The following is a 17,429-nucleotide window of genomic DNA, read 5'->3' on the forward strand; positions in this document are numbered from 1 at the left end:
GCCCCGTCCCCCACCCCGTACGTCCAGATGCAGGTCCAGCGAATTGGCCCAGGAAGACACCATGAAATTGCACCATACACCTGGGCTGCCGGGAGCCTACGGTGGAGCCATGACACAGCGACTGAACCTCTACAAGGCAGCCCCCGACATCTACAAGGCGACCCTCGCCCTCAGCCAGCAGGTCGGCCAGGGCATCGACCCGGGGCTGAAGTATCTGATGGAGCTGCGGGCCTCGCAGATCAACAAGTGCGCGTTCTGCATCGACATGCACACCAAGGACGCCCGCCACCACGGCGAGACCGAGGAGCGCATCTCCCTGGTCGCGGCCTTCGACGAGGCCGACGAGTTCTTCAGTGAGAAGGAGCGGGCGGCGCTCGCCTTCACCGAGGCGGTCACGGTCCTCACCGACGGGCACGTGCCGGACGCGGTGTACGAGCGGGTGGCCAAGCACTGGACCGAGCAGGAGATCGCCCAGCTGATCGGCATCATCGCGGTGATCAACACCTGGAACCGCTTCAACGTCTCCGCCCGCACCCCGGGCGGCCACTACAAGCCGGGCCAGTACGCGTGACGGGCGGCGGAGTCGAGGAATTCCGCGCCCTGCACCACAACCGCGTCCCCGGGGACCCGCTCGTCCTCCCGGGCCCCTGGGACGCGGCCAGCGCCCGCGCCTTCGCCGACGCCGGCTTCGCGGCCCTGGCCACCCCGAGCCACGGGGTGGCCGAGGCCCTCGGTTACGGGGACGGCGGGCTGACCCCGCCGGACGAGATGTTCGCGGCCGTGCGCCGGATCGCGCGGGCCGTGGACGTGCCCGTAACGGCGGACATCGAGACCGGCTACGGGCTGCCGCCGAAGGAGATCGTCGAGCGGCTGCTGGAGGCGGGGGCGGTCGGCTGCAATCTGGAGGACTCGGTCCTGCCGGGGAAGACCCTCAAGGACCCGGCAGAACAGGCGGACTTCCTCGCCGCGGTCCGGGAGGCGGCCGGCGACCGGCTCTTCATCAACGCCCGTATCGACACCTTCATCCGCGGCGAGGCGGACCCGCAGGCGGCGGTCGAGCGCGGCCGCCGCTACGCCGCGGCCGGGGTGGACGCGGTCTACCCGATCGCGGCCCCGCCGCAGCACCTGAAGCTGCTGGCGACGGAGATCGGCCTCCCGCTCAACGCGATCGCCGTCCCCGGCGGTCCGTCCCCGGCGGAGCTGGGGAAGCTGGGCGCGACCCGGGTCACCTTCGGCGGCGGGCTGCACGCCCGGGCGATGGAGCGGGTGCGGGAGATCGCCGCCGAGCTACGAGGGGCAGTCGGCGCCTGAGCACAGCGAGTTGGCCAGCTGGTCCATCCGCTGCCGCTGCTCGGGCCAGCCGTCGGCGGGGCCGACCGCGACGAGGGCATACAGCTTCCCGTCGGGCGTGCGCTGATCGCGCACCAGCGCCCGGCGGGGGCCGTATGCGGAGTCGGTGTACGAGTAGTCGTACTCCGAGTAATCGTCGTAGTCGCGCAGGCCGTTGCGCACGTAACCGCTGTTGCTGCGCTTGGTGCGCTCGATGATCCGCACCGCTTCGTACGGGTCCCTGGTCTCCGTCACCTCGTAGACCTGGACGAACTGTTCCGCCTGGCCGTTCTCCTCGTAGAAGACGATGGCGCCCTTGGCGCGGCGCGCCCAGTCCTGCGGGGCGAGGAAGGTGAAGCCTTCGCCGCGGGCGGTGACATAGCCGGGGTCGGAGGGCTTCGCGGAGTCCTTGTCCTCGCCCTCGCCCTTCGGAGGCTTCTCGTCCTTCTGTTCCGCCGGGGACGACGCCCCCGGGCCCGGCTTCGCCGGCGTCTCGTCCTCCCCGCCGAACAGCCAGAAGCCCGCGGCCGCCAGCCCCGCGCCGAACACGAGCGCCGCGGCGATGCCGATGGCGGCCTTACGGTCGCCGCGCGGGGGTGGCTCGGGACGAGGCTCCTCGTAACCCGGTCCAGGCGAGTACGGCGCGTCCGGATGCGGCGTGAACTGCGGCGGCGTCGGCGGCCCCGGCTCCGCGCCCGGCGCGGTCGGGAAGCCCGCCTGCGTCGGCTGGTACGCCCGCGCCTGCGCGCCGGGGTCGCCCGGCTGCCGGGTCCGCCACTCGCCGGCGGCCTCGTCCCACCACTCGGGCCTGTCGCCCCCACCACCGCTCACGCCAACCCCCCTGGCAGTAGCCGGACTTACGCCGTCCGGCCCTCATCTCATACCAGAGGGACACCGTTGGCACACCGCCCAGTTCCTCCGGACCACGGGGAAAACGCGGCGGCGGCCGCCGGAGAGTTGCCTCCGGCGGCCGCCGTGCACCCAAGGGTGAGCGTCAGTCCTTCGGGATCCACTTCTCCCAGGTGGACTTGTTCGCCTTGACCCACTTCTCGGCGGCGTCCTCGGGCTTCATCTTGTCCTTGGCGATCATCACCGCCACCTCGTTCTGCTGCTCATTCGTCCACTTGAAGTTCTTCAGGAACTCAGCGGCCTTGCCGCCGTCCTTCGCGAAGTCGGCGTTGAGGTACTTCTGCAGCGGGGTGTCGGGGTAGCCGCACTTCACGGCCTTCTCGTCGTCCTGGCAGCCTTCCTTGTACGGCGGGAGCTTGACCTCCTTGAGGCCCCACTCCTCGTTCATCCACTGCGGCTCCCACCAGTAGGTGAGGAACGGCTTCTTGGCCTTGACGTTCTTCGCGATCTCGGTGATCTGCCCGGCCTCGGAACCGACGTAGTGGGTCTTGAAGTTCAGCCCGAGGTTCTTGATGATCGCGTCGTCGTACGTGGTGTACGACGGGTCGCCCTCGAGGATCTGGCCCTTGTCGCCGGTCTCGGAGGTCTTGAGCTGGTCGGCGTACTTGTCGAGGTTCTTCCAGTCGAGCACGTCCGGGTGCTCCTCGGCGAAGTACTTCGGCACGAACCAGCCGATGTGGCCGGTGACGCCGAGGTCGCCGCCGCGGACGACGGTCTTCTTCTTGTCGACGTACTGCGTCACCTTCTTGGGAACGCCGCCCCAGTCCTCCAGGATGGCGTCGGCCTTGCCGGTGTTGAGCGCGTCGAAGGCGACGGTCTCGGTCATCTGCTGGGTCTTGACGTTCTTGACGTCGAGCTCGTTCTCCAGCAGGTACTTCGCGACCTCGGCGTTCGCCTCGGCGCCCACCCACGACGGCACGGTGATGGTGACGGAGTCGGCGCTGCCGCCGCCACCGCCGGTCTCGGCCTTGCCGCAGGCGCTCAGCGCCAGCAGGGACACCGCCGATATGGCGAGGGCCGTGGTAGTTCGCTTGTAAGTGATCATCAGGAGTTCTTCCTCTGCTTGAGAACGGTGGGCTGGGTAACGCGGTCGAGTACGAGGCCCAGCAGGACGATGGCCACACCGGCGCCGAGGCCGATGCCGAACTCGGACTTCTGCAGCCCGTAGACCACGTCGTAGCCGAGCGCGCCGCCGCCGATCAGGCCGCCGATGACGACCACGGCGAGCACCAGGACGATGCCCTGGTTGACGGCGAGCAGCAGGGCCGGGCGGGCCAGCGGCAGCTGCACCTGGCGCAGCTGCTGGAAGGTGCTGGCGCCGAGCGAGCGGGACGCTTCGACCGCGGCCGGGTCGACCTGCTTGATGCCCTGGGCGGTGATGCGGATGACCGCGGGCAGCGCATAGGCCACCGCGGCGAAGATGGCGGCGGTACGGACTGCGCCGAACAGCGCCGCCACCGGGATCAGATAGATGAACTGCGGCAGCGTCTGCAGCGCGTCCAGCACCGGTCTGACCAGCCGTTCCACTCGCTCGGAGCGGGCGACCAGGATGCCGATGGCGAAGCCGAGCACCAGCGTCAGCGCGATGCCGCCGAGGACCTGCGACAGGGTGTCGAGGGTCTTGGACCACAGGCCGAGCACGCCGATGCCGGACATGGCGAGGGCCGCGACCAGGGCGCTGTGCCAGGTGCCGACGAGCAGCCCGAGGGCGGCGGCGAGCAGCACCAGCAGCCACCAGGGGGAGGACTGCAGGCCGTCGCGCAGCGGGTTGAGCACCCAGTCGGTGAAGCCTTCGGACCAGGTCTGGGTGCCGCCGAGGACCGGCACGCCGGCGCCGAGATTGTCGGTGAACCACTCGACCGCGTCCCTGATCGGACCCGTCAGGTCGACGGTCCAGCCCTCCGGCCACTCCTTCTTGCCGAGCGCGCCCGCCAGTACGGCGCCGGCGACGGTGACCGCCGCGATCACGGCCGGCGGCAGCCAGGACGGGCCACCGCCCCCGGTGGCCTCGTCGAGACGCTCGCCGGCGGCCGCGGTCGTACGGTCCAGCCAGATGGCGATCAGCACGATGCAGATGCCGGGCACCGCCGCCTGTCCGACGTCGACCCGGGCCAGGCCCTTGAACACCTCGTCGCCGAGGCCCGCGGCACCGACGACGGAGCCGATGACCACCATCGAAAGCGCCATCATGATCGTCTGGTTGAGCCCCAGCATCATCTCCTTGCGGGCCAGCGGCAGCCGCGCGGTCCGCAGCCGCTGCATCCGGCTCGCGCCGAGCGAGGCCGAGGCCTCCATAGCGGCGGGGTCGGCGGCGCGCAGGCCGAGCGCGGTGAGCCGGGCCATCGGCGGCGCCGCGTAGATCACCGTGGCGAGCAGCACCGCCGGGCTGCCGATGTCGAAGATCAGCACACACGGCAGCAGATAGGCGTACGCCGGCATGATCTGCATCGTGTCGAAGACCGGCCGCAGGATGGTCTCCCACCGGTCGGAGAGCCCCGAGGCGAGCCCGAGCAGCAGCCCGACCACGGCGGACACGGCGACCGCCACGGTCATCAGCGCCATGGTCTCCATGGCGGGCTCCCACATGTCGAGCAGCCCGCAGACGCCGAACGCGAAGAGCGCGATGCCCGCCACCTTGGCGCCCTTGCGGGCGCTGCCGGCGGCGAAGTACGCGATCGCGGTGAAGAGGGCGATCGAGCCGGGCCAGCCGAGCAGCTCCAGGAAGCTCAGCACGCCGTCGACGGCCGAGGTGGAGTTGTTGGCCAGGTGCAGCAGGAAGTACGTGAAGACCGGGTTGGAGTCCCGGTTGTCGGCCACCCACTGGTAGGAGTCGTCCAGCGGCGTCCTGACGTCCACCGTCAGGTCGTTCGGCCAGCTGCCGCTGCCGCCCAGCGCGATGGCGAGCGGGATGAACACGGCGGCCAGCACGACGATCGCCAGGCCCTTGCGGCCGCGCCGGGTGCTCAGCAGCCCGGGCTTGGCATCGGGCTCGGGCGGCGCCGCGGCTTTACGGAGAGACGTAACGGCACTCATGCTGCCGCCGCCTCCGCGGGCAGCCCGGCCACGACGCCGAGCAGCCGCTCGTGGTCCACCACGCCCAGCACCTTGCCCTCGTCCATGACGCGGGCGTGCTCGCCGCTGCGGGCCACCGCCTCGATGGCCTCGCTGACCAGCGTCTCCGGCGGCAGCGCGACGCCGGTGCCGGCCTCGTCGCCATCCGCGGGCCGCATCGCGGACCGTACGGTCATGACCTGCTCGCGCGGTACGTCGCGCACGAAGTCGCGCACATAGTCGTCGGCCGGCGAGCCGACGATCTCCTCCGGGGTGCCCATCTGCACGATGCCGCCGTCGCGCATCAGCATGATGCGGTCGCCGACCCGCAGCGCCTCGCTCAGGTCGTGGGTGATGAAGATCATCGTCCGGCCCTCCTCGCTGTGCAGCCGGATGACCTCCTCCTGCATGTCCCGGCGGATCAGCGGGTCGAGCGCGCTGAACGGCTCGTCGAAGAGCAGCACTTCGGGGTCCACGGCGAGCGCGCGGGCGAGCCCGACACGCTGCTGCTGGCCGCCGGAGAGCTGCCGCGGGCGGCGCTCGCCGAGGCCTTCGAGGCCGACCTTGGCCGCCATCTCCTGGGCCTTGGCGCGCCGTTCGGCCTTGCCCATGCCCTGGATCTCCAGGCCGTACGCGATGTTGTCGAAGACCGTGCGGTGCGGCAGCAGGCCGAAGTTCTGGAAGACCATCGCGGTGCGGTGCCGGCGCAGCTCGCGCAGCCGGTTCTTGTCCATGGCGATGACGTCCTCGCCGTCGATGTGCACGCTGCCGGAGGTCGGCTCGATCAGCCGGGTCAGGCAGCGTACGAGGGTGGACTTGCCGGAACCCGACAGGCCCATCACCACGAAGACCTCGCCCTTCTTGACGTCGAAGGAGACGTCCCGGACGGCGGCGGTGCAGCCGGTGGTCTTGCGCAGCTCGGCCGGCGGCAGACCGGCGTGCGGGCCGCCGGGTATCTTGTCCGCCTTCGGGCCGAAGACCTTCCACAGATTACGGACCGAGAACACCGGAGCGGCGTCCGCCGGTGCCGCCTCGGCCTCACTCGTGTCGGACTGCGGGCTCCGCCCGCGGGCGGGCGGGGTATGTTCCGCGCTCCCGGTGGTCGTCATTTGGCTTCTCCTCGGTGGTCGGCTGCAAGCATCTCCGCGCACTTCTCCCCCACCATCAGCACGCAGATCATCGGGTTCACGGCGGGCATCGCCGGGAACACGGAGGCATCGGCGATCCGGATGCCTTCCAGGCCCCGGATCTTCAGCTCCGGGTCGACGACGGCCAGGCCGTCGTCGGCCGCGCCCATCCGGCAGGTGCCCGCCGGGTGGTACACGGTGTGCGCGACCTTGCGCGCGTATTCACTGAGCTCCTCGTCGCCGGTGACCTCGGGTCCCGGGGCGACCTCGCGCTTCAGCCAGTGGGCCAGCGGCTCCGTCCTGGCGATCTCGCGGGCGATGCGGATGCCGTCGACGAGCGTCTGCCCGTCGTAGTCGTCCTCATCGGTGAAGTAGCGGAAGTCCAGAGCCGGCTTGACCTCGGGGTCGGCGCTGGTCAGATAGACACGGCCGCGGCTCTTGGGCTTGGGGATGTTCGGTGTCATCGACACGCCGTGCGGCGGGCGTTCGTAGCCGAGCCGCTCGGGGTTGTCGGTGAAGGGTATTTGGTAGAAGTGGAACATCAGGTCGGGGCCGCGGTGTCCGGGGTCCCGCTTCACGAACAGGCCCGCGTCCGAGTCCATCGCGGAGTTGTCGGGTATCGGCCCGTCGGTCTCCCAGACGATCACCGACTCCGGGTGGTCGAGCAGATTCTCGCCGACGCCCGGCAGGTCGTGGGACACGGATATGCCGAGCTGTTCCAGATCCTTCTTCGGCCCGATGCCGGAGTGCATCAGCAGCCGCGGGGTGTCAACCGCACCGGCGCACACGACCACCTCCTTCCCGGCTTCGAGCAGCAGCTCCTGGCCGTCCTTCGTACGGACGTGGACGCCGCGCGCCCGCTGACCGTCGAATTCCAGCCGGTACGCCCAAGTCTCCAGCAGAAGCGTCAGATTCGGACGGTCCCCGGCCTCGATGTGCGGGTGAAGATACGCAACCGATGCCGAAGAGCGCTTGTTGTTCTCCGGGTGGTAGGCGAGATCGAAGAAGCCGACGCCGTCCTCGAAGGCCTGCTTGTTGAAGCCCTCGACCCGCGGCACGCCGGTGGCCGCCTGGGCGGCCTCGACGAAGTCGCGGGCGATGGGGTTGCGGTCCTTCTCGTCGACCGGGACCACGTTGTTGCGCAGTTTGCCGAAGTACGGGTCCATGGCGGCCGCGTGCCAGCCCTCGGCGCCGAGCTGGGCCCACTCGTCCCAGTCGCCGGGCAGCGGCTTGAAGGAGATGAGGGTGTTGTGCGACGAGCAGCCGCCGAGCACCTTCGCCCGGCTGTGCCGGATGTGCGAGTTGCCGCGCGGCTGCTCGGTGGTCGGGTAGTCGTAGTCGAGGTCGCCGCCCAGCAGCCCCATCCAGCGGCGCAGGGTCAGCACGTCGTCGCGGTCGATGTCGGTCGGACCGCCCTCGATCACCGCGACCGTCACCGACGGGTCCTCGGTCAGCCGGGAGGCGATGACCGACCCTGCGGTGCCGCCTCCGACCACCACGTAGTCGTATGTCTGGACAGGCTTGTCCATGGTGTCTTGCTCCTCGTTCCTGCGCTGCTGCTCGTGATGCACCGCGGGTACGGCCGTCAGGCCTCGCCGCCGAACCAGCGGACCGGCTGCGGCCGCAGGTTGGTGTAGATGTGCTTGGTCTCGCGGTATTCCGCGAGCCCCGCGGGCCCGAGTTCGCGGCCGATGCCGGACTTGCCGAAGCCGCCCCACTCCGCCTGCGGAAGATAGGGGTGATAGTCGTTGATCCACACGGTGCCGTGCCGCAGCCGCCCGGCCACCCGCCGCGCCCGGCCCCCGTCGGCGGTGAAGACCGCGCCCGCGAGGCCGTATTCGGTGTCGTTGGCGAGCTCGACGGCCTCGTCCTCGGTACGGAACGTCTCCACGGTCAGCACCGGGCCGAAGATCTCCTCGCGGATCACCTTCATGCCGCGGTGGCAGCCGTCGAGGACGGTCGGCCGGTAGAAGTAGCCGTCGCCGAGGCCCTCGGGGCGCTTGCCGCCGGCCCGCACCTCGGCACCCTCGGCGATGGCGGAGTCGACGTACGCCTCGGTCTTGGCGAGCTGCTGCGCCGAGACCAGCGGGCCGCACTCGACGCCCTTGTCCGTGCCGCGGCCGAGCCGGATCAGCTCGGCGCGACGGGCCAGCTCGGTGACGAAGCGGTCGCGGACCGACTCCTCGATGATGAGCCGGGAGCCGGCCGAGCAGACCTGGCCGCTGTGCGCGAAGGCGGCGTTGAGCGCCTGGTCGACGGCGGTGTCGAAACCCTCGTCCGTGGCGCAGGCGTCGGCGAAGACGACGTTGGGGTTCTTGCCGCCGAGCTCCAGGGCCACCTTCTTGACGGTGTCGGCGGCGGCCTTCATCACCTTGGTGCCGCTGACCAGGCCGCCGGTGAAGGAGACCAGGTCGACGTCCGGGTGCTCGGACATCCGCGCGCCGGCCGGGTCGCCGCCGCCGGTGACGAGGTTGGCGACCCCGTCGGGCAGCCCGGCCTCGGCGAGCAGCTTCATCAGGTGGAGGGTCGACAGCGGGGTGACCTCGCTGGGCTTCAGCACGAAGGTGTCGCCCGCGGCGAGCGCCGGGGCGACCTTCCAGCTGGCCTGCAGCAGCGGGTAGTTCCACGGCGCGATCAGGGCGCAGACGCCGAGCGGCTCGTGCACGACGGTGCTGTGCACGTCCGCGTCGCCGGCGTCCACGACCCGGCCGCCCGACTCGTTCATGACGAGGTCGGCGAAATAGCGGAAGGCGGCCGTGACGTCGTCGACGTCGATACGGCCCTCCTCCAGGGTCTTCCCGGTGTCCCGCGACTCGATGAGGCCGATCTCCTCGCGGTCCCGCTGCAGCAGGTCCGCGACCCGGCGCAGCAGCGCGGCGCGCTCGGCGACGGGCGTGTGCGGCCACGGGCCCGTATCGAAGGCGCGGCGGGCGGCGGCGACGGCCGCGTCCACGTCCTCGGCGCCGGCCTCGGCGACCACGGCGATGACGGACGCGTCAGCCGGGTCGAGGACTTCTCTGGTGCCTCCGCCGGCGGCGGGGCGCCAGGCGCCGTCCACAAACAGACTGTTTACTTGCTGCACGTCCGAACTGCCCTTCTTGCCTGGATATTGCCGACCTTCACTCGGCGGCAATCCGTAACCCTGCCCGACCCCTCCCCGGACATGCACGCTGGGTATACAACTTGCCCTTCTCCTTACCGCTCCGTGATCAATCCGTGAGGTCAATCCGGGCATATGCCAAAAGCGGCGGCCGACTCCCCCCGAGGGAGCCGGCCGCCGCTTTTGTGTAGGTGTGGTGCAGATCTCAGAGGAGGCCCAGGCCGCGAACGGCGTCGCGCTCCTCCGCGAGCTCCTGCACCGAGGCGTCGATGCGGGTGCGGGAGAAGTCGCTGATGTCGAGGCCCTGGACGATCTCGTACTTGCCGTCCTTGCAGGTGACCGGGAAGGAGGAGATGAGGCCCTCCGGGACACCGTAGGAGCCGTCGGACGGGATACCCATGGAGGTCCAGTCGCCGTCGGCGGTGCCGTTCACCCAGGTGTGCACGTGGTCGATGGCGGCGTTGGCGGCCGAGGCGGCCGAGGACGCGCCGCGGGCCTCGATGATCGCCGCGCCGCGCTTGGCGACGGTCGGGATGAACTCGTCCGCCAGCCACTTCTCGTCGTTGACGGTCTCGGCGGCGTTCTTGCCGGCGATCTCCGCGTGGAAGATGTCCGGGTACTGGGTCGCCGAGTGGTTGCCCCAGATCGTCAGCTTCTTGATGTCGGAGACCGAGGCGCCGGTCTTCTTCGCCAGCTGGGCGATCGCGCGGTTGTGGTCGAGGCGGGTCATCGCGGTGAAGCGCTCGGCCGGCACGTCAGGGGCGGCGGCCTGGGCGATGAGGGCGTTGGTGTTGGCCGGGTTGCCGACGACCAGGACCTTCACGTCGTCCGCGGCGTTGTCGTTGATGGCCTTGCCCTGCGGCTTGAAGATGCCGCCGTTGGCCTCGAGCAGGTCGCCGCGCTCCATGCCCTTGGTACGGGGACGGGCGCCGACCAGCAGGGCCACGTTGGCGCCGGCGAAGGCGACGTTGGGGTCGTCGGTGATGTCGATGCCCTGCAGCAGCGGGAAGGCGCAGTCGTCGAGCTCCATGGCGGTGCCCTCGGCGGCCTTGACCCCCTGCGGGATCTCCAGAAGGCGCAGCTTGACCGGCACATCCGCGCCGAGCAGCTGACCGGATGCGATGCGGAACAGCAGCGCGTAGCCGATCTGTCCGGCGGCGCCGGTGACAGTTACGTTGACAGGGGTGCGGGTCATGGCTGTCATCTCCAGGCGAGCTGTGTGAGTCGGGCACCGCTTCGGTCATGGGGCACCCGGTGCCAATCTATCCGACACCCGGTTTCCCCATGCCACGCTCCCCTGTGGGACGGATCACCCGGCCGTAACCCGCAGGTCACTCGCCTGTGCAGGCCTTCCCCGCCCCGCTCTTCGTACGGTCCACGCAGGCCTTGGCGTCCGCCGAGTCGGCAGCGGCGACCATCTTCGTGTACGTGGTGCCGCCCGACGTCACCGCCGCGGACCGGGTGACCGCTTTCTCGCCCGCCGGCTGCACGGTGATCCGTATGGTGTCGCCCGGCGTCGCGCCGGAGATCCGGGCCCAGGCGGCATCGCAGGACTTGCTGTACCGCACCTCCACGGTGGCGCCCGCGACGGCGACGCTGTCGGGCGTATTGGCGAACTCCATGCCGCCGCAGGCCATCTCCTCCGGGTCCTTGCCGGTGCAGTCGTCGCCGGCGCACTTCACGCCGTTGGGCAGCTTCTTCTCGGACGCGCTCGGGCTCTTCTTCGGGTCGTCCGCCGTCTTCTTGTCGTCCCCGCCCAGCTGGGTGACCGCGACGACCGAGCCCAGGATGATCAGCGCCGCGGCACCCGCCACCGCCGCGATACCCGCGTAGTTGCGGCGCTTGGGACGCTGCGGTCCGCCCGCGGCCGGTGCCGTCATCGGATACGGGCTCGGCGCCGGGCTCTGCGCCGCCGCCTTCTTCGCCGCCTTCTTCGCGGGCTTCGGCGGCGCGCCGCCGCCACGCCCGTTGCCGCCCACCGCCGGCGCCGGGCCGAACTCGCCCAGCGCGGCCCGCGCCTCGGCCACCTGTATCGCCTCGAGCGTGTGGTCGTGCCGCATCTCCGCGCGGCTCCAGGCCCGCTCGGCCAGCTCCCACATGGTGTGCAGATGCCTGGCGTTGGCGCCGGTCACCTCGGCGAGCGCTTCCACCGCCCCCTGCGGCGGCAGCAGCCGCCCGTTGAGATAGCGCTCCCACGACGACCGGCTGTAGCCGGTACGGTCAGCGACGGCGGAGACGCTCAGCCGGCTTCGGTCCACCAGCCTGCGCAGCTGGCTGGCGAACTCGCGCACCTGTGGGTCGAGTTCCTCCGGCAGATCTCTCCAGCGAGGCAATTGTCCTCCCATATCCCCGTATGCCCTGCACCCCCCACGACGGCGCAGGCGCGATCACCCTGCCCGTGACCGTCCTTGGTCTCGCTACCCGTCGGGATGCTGGTCACCAGGATGTCAGGTCCCGCGCCGGGGGCGCACAGGTGCGCTTGCTACAACACGGTTACTGATGTGCGCCCCCCGTGGGCGTACCGGGCAGAAGCGCTCAGAGTGTGAAGTGGAGCACGTCGTCGAGGAACGGCACCGAGATCAGCGCCGGAAGCGCCAGCAGCGTCAGGAAGATGATCGCCGCGCCCAGGAACCAGTACGTGACCACGTCGGTGAACCGCGACCGCACCGCGAGCATGCCGACATTCGGCAGCATCCAGCGCAGCACACCGGCCCCGAGCAGCGCGGCCCCGATGATGATGCAGCCGGGCCTGAAGTGGTCGAAGGTGGTGATCAGCAGCCCCACCGCGACCGCGCCCAGCACTGACAGCAGCGGCCACTGCCGCGCCGGCGCGGGCGCGTCCCCGCCGGCCGTACGTCCGCCGCCCTCGGGGCGACGGGTGCCTCTGCCGACCTTGTCGCCGATCGGTTCGGAAGCGGCCTCGGAAGACGACATCAGCGGGTCACCCCGGCAGCCGCCTCCGCGGCGTCCACGACGTTGGCGACCAGCATCGCCCGGGTCATCGGGCCGACCCCGCCCGGGTTCGGCGAGATCCAGGCGGCGACGTCCCGTACACCCGGGTGCACATCCCCGACGATCTTGCCGTGCTCGTCGCGGCTGACGCCGACGTCGAGCACCGCGGCGCCCGGCTTCACGTCCTCCGGCTTGATCAGGTGCGGCACCCCGGCCGCGGCCACGATGATGTCGGCCCGGCGCAGATGGGCGGACAGGTCGCGGGTGCCGGTGTGGCACTGGGTGACCGTCGAGTTCTCCGAGCGGCGGGTGAGCAGCAGCGGGATGGACCGGCCGATGGTGACGCCGCGGCCGACGACCACGACCTCCGCGCCGTTCAGCTCCACGCCGTACTGGCGCAGCAGCCGGATCACGCCGTACGGGGTGCAGGGCAGCGGGGCCGGCTCGTTCAGGACCAGCTTGCCGAGGTTCGCCGGGTGCAGGCCGTCGGCGTCCTTGGCCGGGTCCATCAGCTGCAGGATGCGGTTCTCGTCGATGCCCTTGGGCAGCGGCAGCTGGACGATGTAGCCGGTGCAGTCCGGGTCGTCGTTCAGCTCCCTGACGACCTCCTCGATCTGCTCCTGGGTGGCCGTGGCGGGCAGCTCGCGCTGGATCGAGGCGATGCCGATCTCCGCGCAGTCGCGGTGCTTGCCGGCGACGTACTTGTGACTGGCGACGTCGTCACCGACCAGGACCGTGCCAAGCCCTGGCGCAATGCCGCGGGCTTTGAGCGCCTGGACGCGGGTGGCGAGCTCGGACTTGATCGCGGCCGCGGTGGCCTTGCCGTCGAGGATCTGGGCGGTCATACGCACATCTTCGCCGATCGGGCGCCCCACATACCAATCCGGGCACAACCGAGACGGACGAAAGTCCCTAATTCCGGAACTGCACTGGACGGACAAGCCGCCCGAACGGCAGCATGGGCCGCCGACAGCCGCGGCACGGGGGGGACCAGTCGGTGATTCCCGGTGTGAGCGCTCTATGTCCCCGCTCCAGAACCGCTCGGAGGAACCGCAAGTGAGTTACCCGGACCCGAACAACCCGTACGCCCAGCAGCCCGGCCAGCCGCAGCAGCCCGGCCAGCAGCCGCAGCCGGGGTACGGCTACCCGCAGCAGCAGCCCGGCCAGCAGCCCGGCTACGGCTACCCGCAGCAGCAGCCGGGGCAGCCGATGCCCGGCGCGATGCCCGGCCAGTACGCCGGCGACCCGAACGCGCCGTACGGCGTGGACCCGTACGGCCGCCCGTACTCGGACAAGTCGAAGATGGCCGCGGGCCTCCTCGGCATCTTCCTCGGCGGCTTCGGCGCCGGCCGTTTCTACATGGGCGACACCAAGACCGGTGTCTGGCAGCTCGTGGTCTCGGTCGTCACCTGCGGCGCCGGCGGCCTGTGGGGCCTCATCGACGGGATCATGATCCTGTCGAGCAACGACAAGACCGACGGTCAGGGCCGCATCCTGCGCCCCAACTGATCCGCGGAAGGCCATCATGAGTTACCCGGATCCGAACAACCCCTACGGTCAGCCGCCGCAACAGCCGCAGCAGCCCGGCGGGTACGCCCAGCCCAGCTACGGCTACCCGGGCCCGCCGGCCGCGGGGGCGCCCTACGGCGGTCCGCCGATGGGGCCTTCGACCATGCCGGGGACCGTGCGGGCCAACCAGGTCTTCCTCTTCGTCATCGCACTCGTGCAGACGATCTGGTGTGTCATCGCCGTCACCGTCCTGATCCCGGACATCGAGGACGAGGTCAAGAACGCCGGCACCGGTGCCGCCAGTGAGGATCTCGACCTCATATCCGACATCGGTACGGGCGTGATGTACACGCTCGTCGGCGTCACCGCCATCTGCGTCCTTCTGGGCATCGTGCTGGCCCTGCAGCACGGCAAGGGTGGCAATGCGGTGCGGATCTGCACCATCGTCTACGGCGCCTTCGGCATCATGGGCGGCCTGATCACGGCGGCTCTCGGCCTGATCACGACGGTGCTGTCGATCCTGCTGATCATCTTCGCGGCGCAGGGCAAGTCCGCCGCGTGGTTCAAGCGGCCGAAGGTCTAGCCGTACGACGCGAAAGGGGGCGAGGGCTTCGGCCCTCGCCCCCTTTCGCGTGCTGCACGCTCAGTGGAAGAAGTGCCGCGCCCCGGTGAAGTACATCGTCACGCCCGCCTTCTTCGCGGCCTCGACGACCTGCTCGTCGCGGATCGAACCGCCCGGCTGCACCACGGCCTTGACCCCGGCCTCGGCCAGCACCTCGAAGCCGTCCGGGAACGGGAAGAACGCGTCCGACGCGGCGTACGCGCCGCGCGCCCGCTCCTCGCCCGCCCGCTGCACCGCGAGCTTCGCGGAGTCGACGCGGTTGACCTGGCCCATGCCGACGCCGACCGTGGCGCCGTCCTTGGCGAGCAGGATGGCGTTGGACTTCACGGCGCGGCAGGCGCGCCAGGCGAAGGAGAGCTCGGCCAGCTCGTCGGCGGGCAGCGCGTCGCCCGCGGCGAGGGTCCAGTTCTCCGGGGCGTCGCCCTCGGCCTGGAGGTTGTCCGTGATCTGGGCGAGCCCGCCGCCGTCGATCGGCTTGAACTCGGCCGGGGAGTCCGGGGCTTCGGGACAGCGCAGCACCCGGATGTTCTTCTTGCGCTGCAGGGCTTCCACGGCGCCGTCCTCGTAAGCCGGGGCCACGATGACCTCGGTGAAGATCTCGGCGACCTGCTCGGCCATCTCCTTCGAGACGGGGCGGTTGACCGCGATCACGCCGCCGTACGCCGACACCGGGTCGCAGGCGTGCGCCTTGCGGTGCGCCTCGGCGACGTCCGTACCGACCGCGATGCCGCAGGGGTTGGCGTGCTTGATGATCGCGACGCAGGGCTCGTCGTGGTCGTAGGCGGCGCGCCGGGCGGCGTCGGTGTCGGTGTAGTTGTTGTACGACATCTCCTTGCCGTGCAGCTGCTCGGCATTGGCGAGGCCGCCGCAGCCGCCGGTGTAGAGCGCGGCGGGCTGGTGCGGGTTCTCGCCGTAACGCAGCACGTTCTTGCGCTCGTACGTGACGCCGAGGAAGGGCGGGAACTCCTCCTCGGTGGCGTAGCCGGAGTTGAACCACATCGCGACGGCCACGTCGTACGCCGCCGTGTGCTGGAACGCTTCGGCGGCGAGGCGCTTGCGGTCGGCGAGCTCGAAGCCGCCGTCGGCGACGGCCTTCAGCACATCGTCGTAACGGGCCGGGTTGACCACGACCGCGACCGACGGGTGGTTCTTGGCCGCGGCGCGGACCATCGACGGGCCGCCGATGTCGATCTGCTCGACGCACTCGTCGGGCGAGGCGCCGGAGGCGACCGTCTCCTCGAACGGGTAGAGGTTCGTGACCACCAGGTCGAACGGCTCGATGCCGAGCTCGGCCAGCTGCTCGCGGTGCGAGTCGAGCCGCAGGTCGGCGAGGATGCCCGCGTGCACCTTCGGGTGCAGGGTCTTCACCCGGCCGTCCAGGCACTCGGGGAAGCCGGTCAGCTCCTCGACCTTCGTGACGGGCACGCCGGCGGCGGCGATCTTTCCGGCGGTGGAGCCGGTGGAGACGATGGCGACGCCCGCCTCGTGCAGCCCGCGGGCCAGCTCCTCCAGGCCGGTCTTGTCGTAGACGCTGATCAGGGCCCGGCGGATGGGGCGCCGCTCCGGGTTGGTGACCTGGTTACTCACCGACATAAACCTTTCGTCCCTCAATGCGATAGCCGTCGCGGGCCAGCCTGCCCACGACATCGACGAGCAGCCGTCGCTCGACGTCCTTGATGCGCTCGTGGAGCGTCTCTTCGGTGTCCGCGTCCCGGACCTCGACCACGCCCTGGGCGATGATCGGGCCGGTGTCGACGCCGTCGTCGACGAAGTGGACGGTGCACCCGGTGGCCTTCACGCCGTACGCGAGCGCGTCGCGGACGCCGTGCGCACCGGGAAAGCTGGGGAGCAGCGCGGGGTGGGTGTTGACGAACCGGCCGCCGAAGCGGGCCAGGAAGTGCTTGCCCACGATCTTCATGAAGCCGGCCGAGACGACCAGATCCGGCTCATACGCGGCGACGGCCTCGGCCAGCGACCGGTCCCAGTCGTCGCGGGTGTTGTGGTCCTGCACCCGCTCCACGAAAGTGGGGACGCCGGCGCGCTCGGCACGCTCCAGGCCCGCGATGCCGCGGCGGTCGGCGCCTACGGCGACGATCTCGTACGGGGGTGCCTCGGCGCCGGGAGCTTCGGCATCGGCGAGGTTGTCGAGCAGGGCTTGGAGATTCGTACCAGAGCCCGACACCAGGACAACGAGGCGAGAGGGCGGCTTCGGCGGGGCCACGATGGCGCACTCCGTAAGACGGGGGATTGTTCAGACGTACGAAACGATACCCGGTGTCGGAGGGCCCTCTTACCGGCACCGTGGTAGCGGAAGGCGCCCCTCACGGGACTGAGCGGACCCGTCGGGGTAGCGTCGGTATAGGCGAATCCAAAACGATCCGAGGAGAAGACGGCCTCCACATGCAGCCGGACCGACGCCGCAGCGCGGCCCTCCGACTCCCTCAGCCCACTGTCTTCGCGGGGGAGCTGCCGCTGCTGCGCGCAATCGCCCCGACGGGGGCGGGGTCCCCGGCGGGCACGTGGGCCCCGGCGGGGGCGATCGGCGTGACTGGCGCGGCCGGCGCTACGGGCGCGGTTGGCGCGGCCATCGTGACGGGCGCGATCGGCGCGACGGGTGCGAGCGGTGCCATCCTGCGGGAGACGCAGTCGTCGTCCGGTTCCTCCTCGCCTTCCTCTCCGCCCTCCTCGCCGGAGGCGGCTCCGCCCGAGCAGGACGCGCCGTCCGGTGATCAGGGCGAAGCGGGTGGCGGGCAGCAGCAGGACCAGCCGCCCGCGTGGGGCAGCCAGTGGAGCAGCAGGCAGCCGCCGCCCCGGCAGGGTGGCGGCTGCC

General features: G+C 70.6%; 16 protein-coding genes and 1 pseudogene. 5 read left to right on the forward strand and 12 right to left on the reverse strand.

Translation table 11 applies throughout. The annotated features are described in order from the left end of the window. Positions 1–109: 109 nt before the first annotated feature. Together G5C51_RS29140 and G5C51_RS29145 are read left to right on the forward strand one after the other, a co-directional pair. On the forward strand, positions 110–571 hold the full coding sequence (locus tag G5C51_RS29140) for a carboxymuconolactone decarboxylase family protein (protein WP_165241438.1): 462 nt from the start codon (positions 110–112) through the stop codon (positions 569–571). Continuing rightward, the gene (locus G5C51_RS29145) at positions 568–1,311 is read left to right on the forward strand and encodes an isocitrate lyase/phosphoenolpyruvate mutase family protein (RefSeq protein ID WP_165241440.1); all 744 of its coding nucleotides are present in this window, start codon (positions 568–570) and stop codon (positions 1,309–1,311) included. Before G5C51_RS29140 ends, G5C51_RS29145 begins: the two co-directional genes overlap by 4 nt. Here the strand turns inward: G5C51_RS29145 and G5C51_RS29150 are convergent. The 10 genes from G5C51_RS29150 to G5C51_RS29195 all read right to left on the reverse strand — a co-directional run bounded on the left by G5C51_RS29150 (position 1,288) and on the right by G5C51_RS29195 (position 13,313). Next, the gene (locus G5C51_RS29150; RefSeq protein WP_165241442.1) at positions 1,288–2,160 is read right to left on the reverse strand and encodes a hypothetical protein; all 873 of its coding nucleotides are present in this window, start codon (positions 2,158–2,160) and stop codon (positions 1,288–1,290) included. The two genes, G5C51_RS29145 and G5C51_RS29150, sit on opposite strands and share 24 nt — an antisense overlap. Before the next feature lie 163 nt (positions 2,161–2,323). Then, positions 2,324–3,283, reverse strand: coding sequence for an ABC transporter substrate-binding protein (locus tag G5C51_RS29155; protein WP_165241444.1), 960 nt, complete (start codon positions 3,281–3,283; stop codon positions 2,324–2,326). Next, entirely contained in the window at positions 3,283–5,271 is a 1,989-nt protein-coding gene (locus tag G5C51_RS29160) for an ABC transporter permease subunit (protein ID WP_165241446.1), read from the reverse strand. Before G5C51_RS29160 ends, G5C51_RS29155 begins: the two co-directional genes overlap by 1 nt. Further along, a complete protein-coding gene (locus G5C51_RS29165; RefSeq protein WP_165241448.1) occupies positions 5,268–6,398 on the reverse strand; it encodes a quaternary amine ABC transporter ATP-binding protein in 1,131 nt (376 codons plus the stop codon). The genes G5C51_RS29160 and G5C51_RS29165 overlap by 4 nt, the downstream gene beginning before the upstream one ends. After that, positions 6,395–7,945, reverse strand: coding sequence for a GMC family oxidoreductase (locus tag G5C51_RS29170; protein WP_165241450.1), 1,551 nt, complete (start codon positions 7,943–7,945; stop codon positions 6,395–6,397). Before G5C51_RS29170 ends, G5C51_RS29165 begins: the two co-directional genes overlap by 4 nt. 56 nt (positions 7,946–8,001) lie before the next feature. Further along, positions 8,002–9,480 (reverse strand): aldehyde dehydrogenase family protein, encoded by a 1,479-nt coding sequence (locus G5C51_RS29175; RefSeq protein ID WP_420824868.1) that lies wholly within the window; start codon positions 9,478–9,480, stop codon positions 8,002–8,004. Positions 9,481–9,721: 241 nt separating this feature from the next. Then, a complete protein-coding gene (locus G5C51_RS29180; RefSeq protein ID WP_165241454.1) occupies positions 9,722–10,711 on the reverse strand; it encodes a malate dehydrogenase in 990 nt (329 codons plus the stop codon). A 136-nt stretch (positions 10,712–10,847) separates the two neighbouring features. Then, positions 10,848–11,849 carry a helix-turn-helix domain-containing protein gene (locus G5C51_RS29185; RefSeq protein WP_165241456.1) on the reverse strand — a complete coding sequence of 334 codons (1,002 nt, stop codon included), beginning with the start codon at positions 11,847–11,849 and terminating at the stop codon, positions 10,848–10,850. A gap of 202 nt (positions 11,850–12,051) precedes the next feature. After that, positions 12,052–12,450: a DUF3017 domain-containing protein gene (locus G5C51_RS29190; RefSeq protein WP_165241458.1), complete on the reverse strand. Its 399-nt coding sequence runs from the start codon at positions 12,448–12,450 to the stop codon at positions 12,052–12,054. After that, positions 12,450–13,313, reverse strand: coding sequence for a bifunctional methylenetetrahydrofolate dehydrogenase/methenyltetrahydrofolate cyclohydrolase (locus G5C51_RS29195; RefSeq protein WP_165241460.1), 864 nt, complete (start codon positions 13,311–13,313; stop codon positions 12,450–12,452). The genes G5C51_RS29190 and G5C51_RS29195 overlap by 1 nt, the downstream gene beginning before the upstream one ends. A 211-nt stretch (positions 13,314–13,524) precedes the next feature. Here G5C51_RS29195 and G5C51_RS29200 point away from each other — a divergent pair, with 211 nt between their 5' ends. After that, positions 13,525–13,977: an NINE protein gene (locus G5C51_RS29200; RefSeq protein ID WP_338118336.1), complete on the forward strand. Its 453-nt coding sequence runs from the start codon at positions 13,525–13,527 to the stop codon at positions 13,975–13,977. Between the two features lie 16 nt (positions 13,978–13,993). Further along, on the forward strand, positions 13,994–14,560 hold the full coding sequence (locus G5C51_RS29205) for a hypothetical protein (RefSeq protein WP_165241464.1): 567 nt from the start codon (positions 13,994–13,996) through the stop codon (positions 14,558–14,560). A gap of 60 nt (positions 14,561–14,620) precedes the next feature. On the opposite strand, the gene purH is transcribed toward G5C51_RS29205, so the two are convergent. Both purH and purN read right to left on the reverse strand, forming a co-directional pair. Then, entirely contained in the window at positions 14,621–16,192 is a 1,572-nt protein-coding gene (gene purH, locus G5C51_RS29210; RefSeq protein WP_165241466.1) for a bifunctional phosphoribosylaminoimidazolecarboxamide formyltransferase/IMP cyclohydrolase, read from the reverse strand. Continuing rightward, positions 16,179–16,820 (reverse strand): phosphoribosylglycinamide formyltransferase, encoded by a 642-nt coding sequence (gene purN, locus G5C51_RS29215; RefSeq protein WP_165241468.1) that lies wholly within the window; start codon positions 16,818–16,820, stop codon positions 16,179–16,181. The genes purH and purN overlap by 14 nt, the downstream gene beginning before the upstream one ends. A gap of 179 nt (positions 16,821–16,999) precedes the next feature. On the opposite strand from purN, the pseudogene G5C51_RS42605 reads away from it, so the two are divergent. Then, a pseudogene (locus G5C51_RS42605) lies at positions 17,000–17,429 on the forward strand (hypothetical protein); the annotation flags it as partial.

It is taken from the genome of Streptomyces coryli (genome assembly GCF_011044975.1).
In the GTDB taxonomy this organism is placed as follows: Bacteria; Actinomycetota; Actinomycetes; order Streptomycetales; family Streptomycetaceae; genus Streptomyces; species Streptomyces coryli.

Coding starts and splice junctions, on each gene's coding strand:
- G5C51_RS29140 (WP_165241438.1), top strand. CDS start 110: ATGACACAGCGACTGAACCTCTACAAGGCAGCCCCCGACATCTACAAG.
- G5C51_RS29155 (WP_165241444.1), bottom strand. CDS start 3,283: ATGATCACTTACAAGCGAACTACCACGGCCCTCGCCATATCGGCGGTG.
- G5C51_RS29160 (WP_165241446.1), bottom strand. CDS start 5,271: ATGAGTGCCGTTACGTCTCTCCGTAAAGCCGCGGCGCCGCCCGAGCCC.
- G5C51_RS29165 (WP_165241448.1), bottom strand. CDS start 6,398: ATGACGACCACCGGGAGCGCGGAACATACCCCGCCCGCCCGCGGGCGG.
- G5C51_RS29170 (WP_165241450.1), bottom strand. CDS start 7,945: ATGGACAAGCCTGTCCAGACATACGACTACGTGGTGGTCGGAGGCGGC.
- G5C51_RS29180 (WP_165241454.1), bottom strand. CDS start 10,711: ATGACCCGCACCCCTGTCAACGTAACTGTCACCGGCGCCGCCGGACAG.
- G5C51_RS29190 (WP_165241458.1), bottom strand. CDS start 12,450: ATGTCGTCTTCCGAGGCCGCTTCCGAACCGATCGGCGACAAGGTCGGC.
- G5C51_RS29195 (WP_165241460.1), bottom strand. CDS start 13,313: ATGACCGCCCAGATCCTCGACGGCAAGGCCACCGCGGCCGCGATCAAG.
- G5C51_RS29205 (WP_165241464.1), top strand. CDS start 13,994: ATGAGTTACCCGGATCCGAACAACCCCTACGGTCAGCCGCCGCAACAG.
- purH (WP_165241466.1), bottom strand. CDS start 16,192: ATGTCGGTGAGTAACCAGGTCACCAACCCGGAGCGGCGCCCCATCCGC.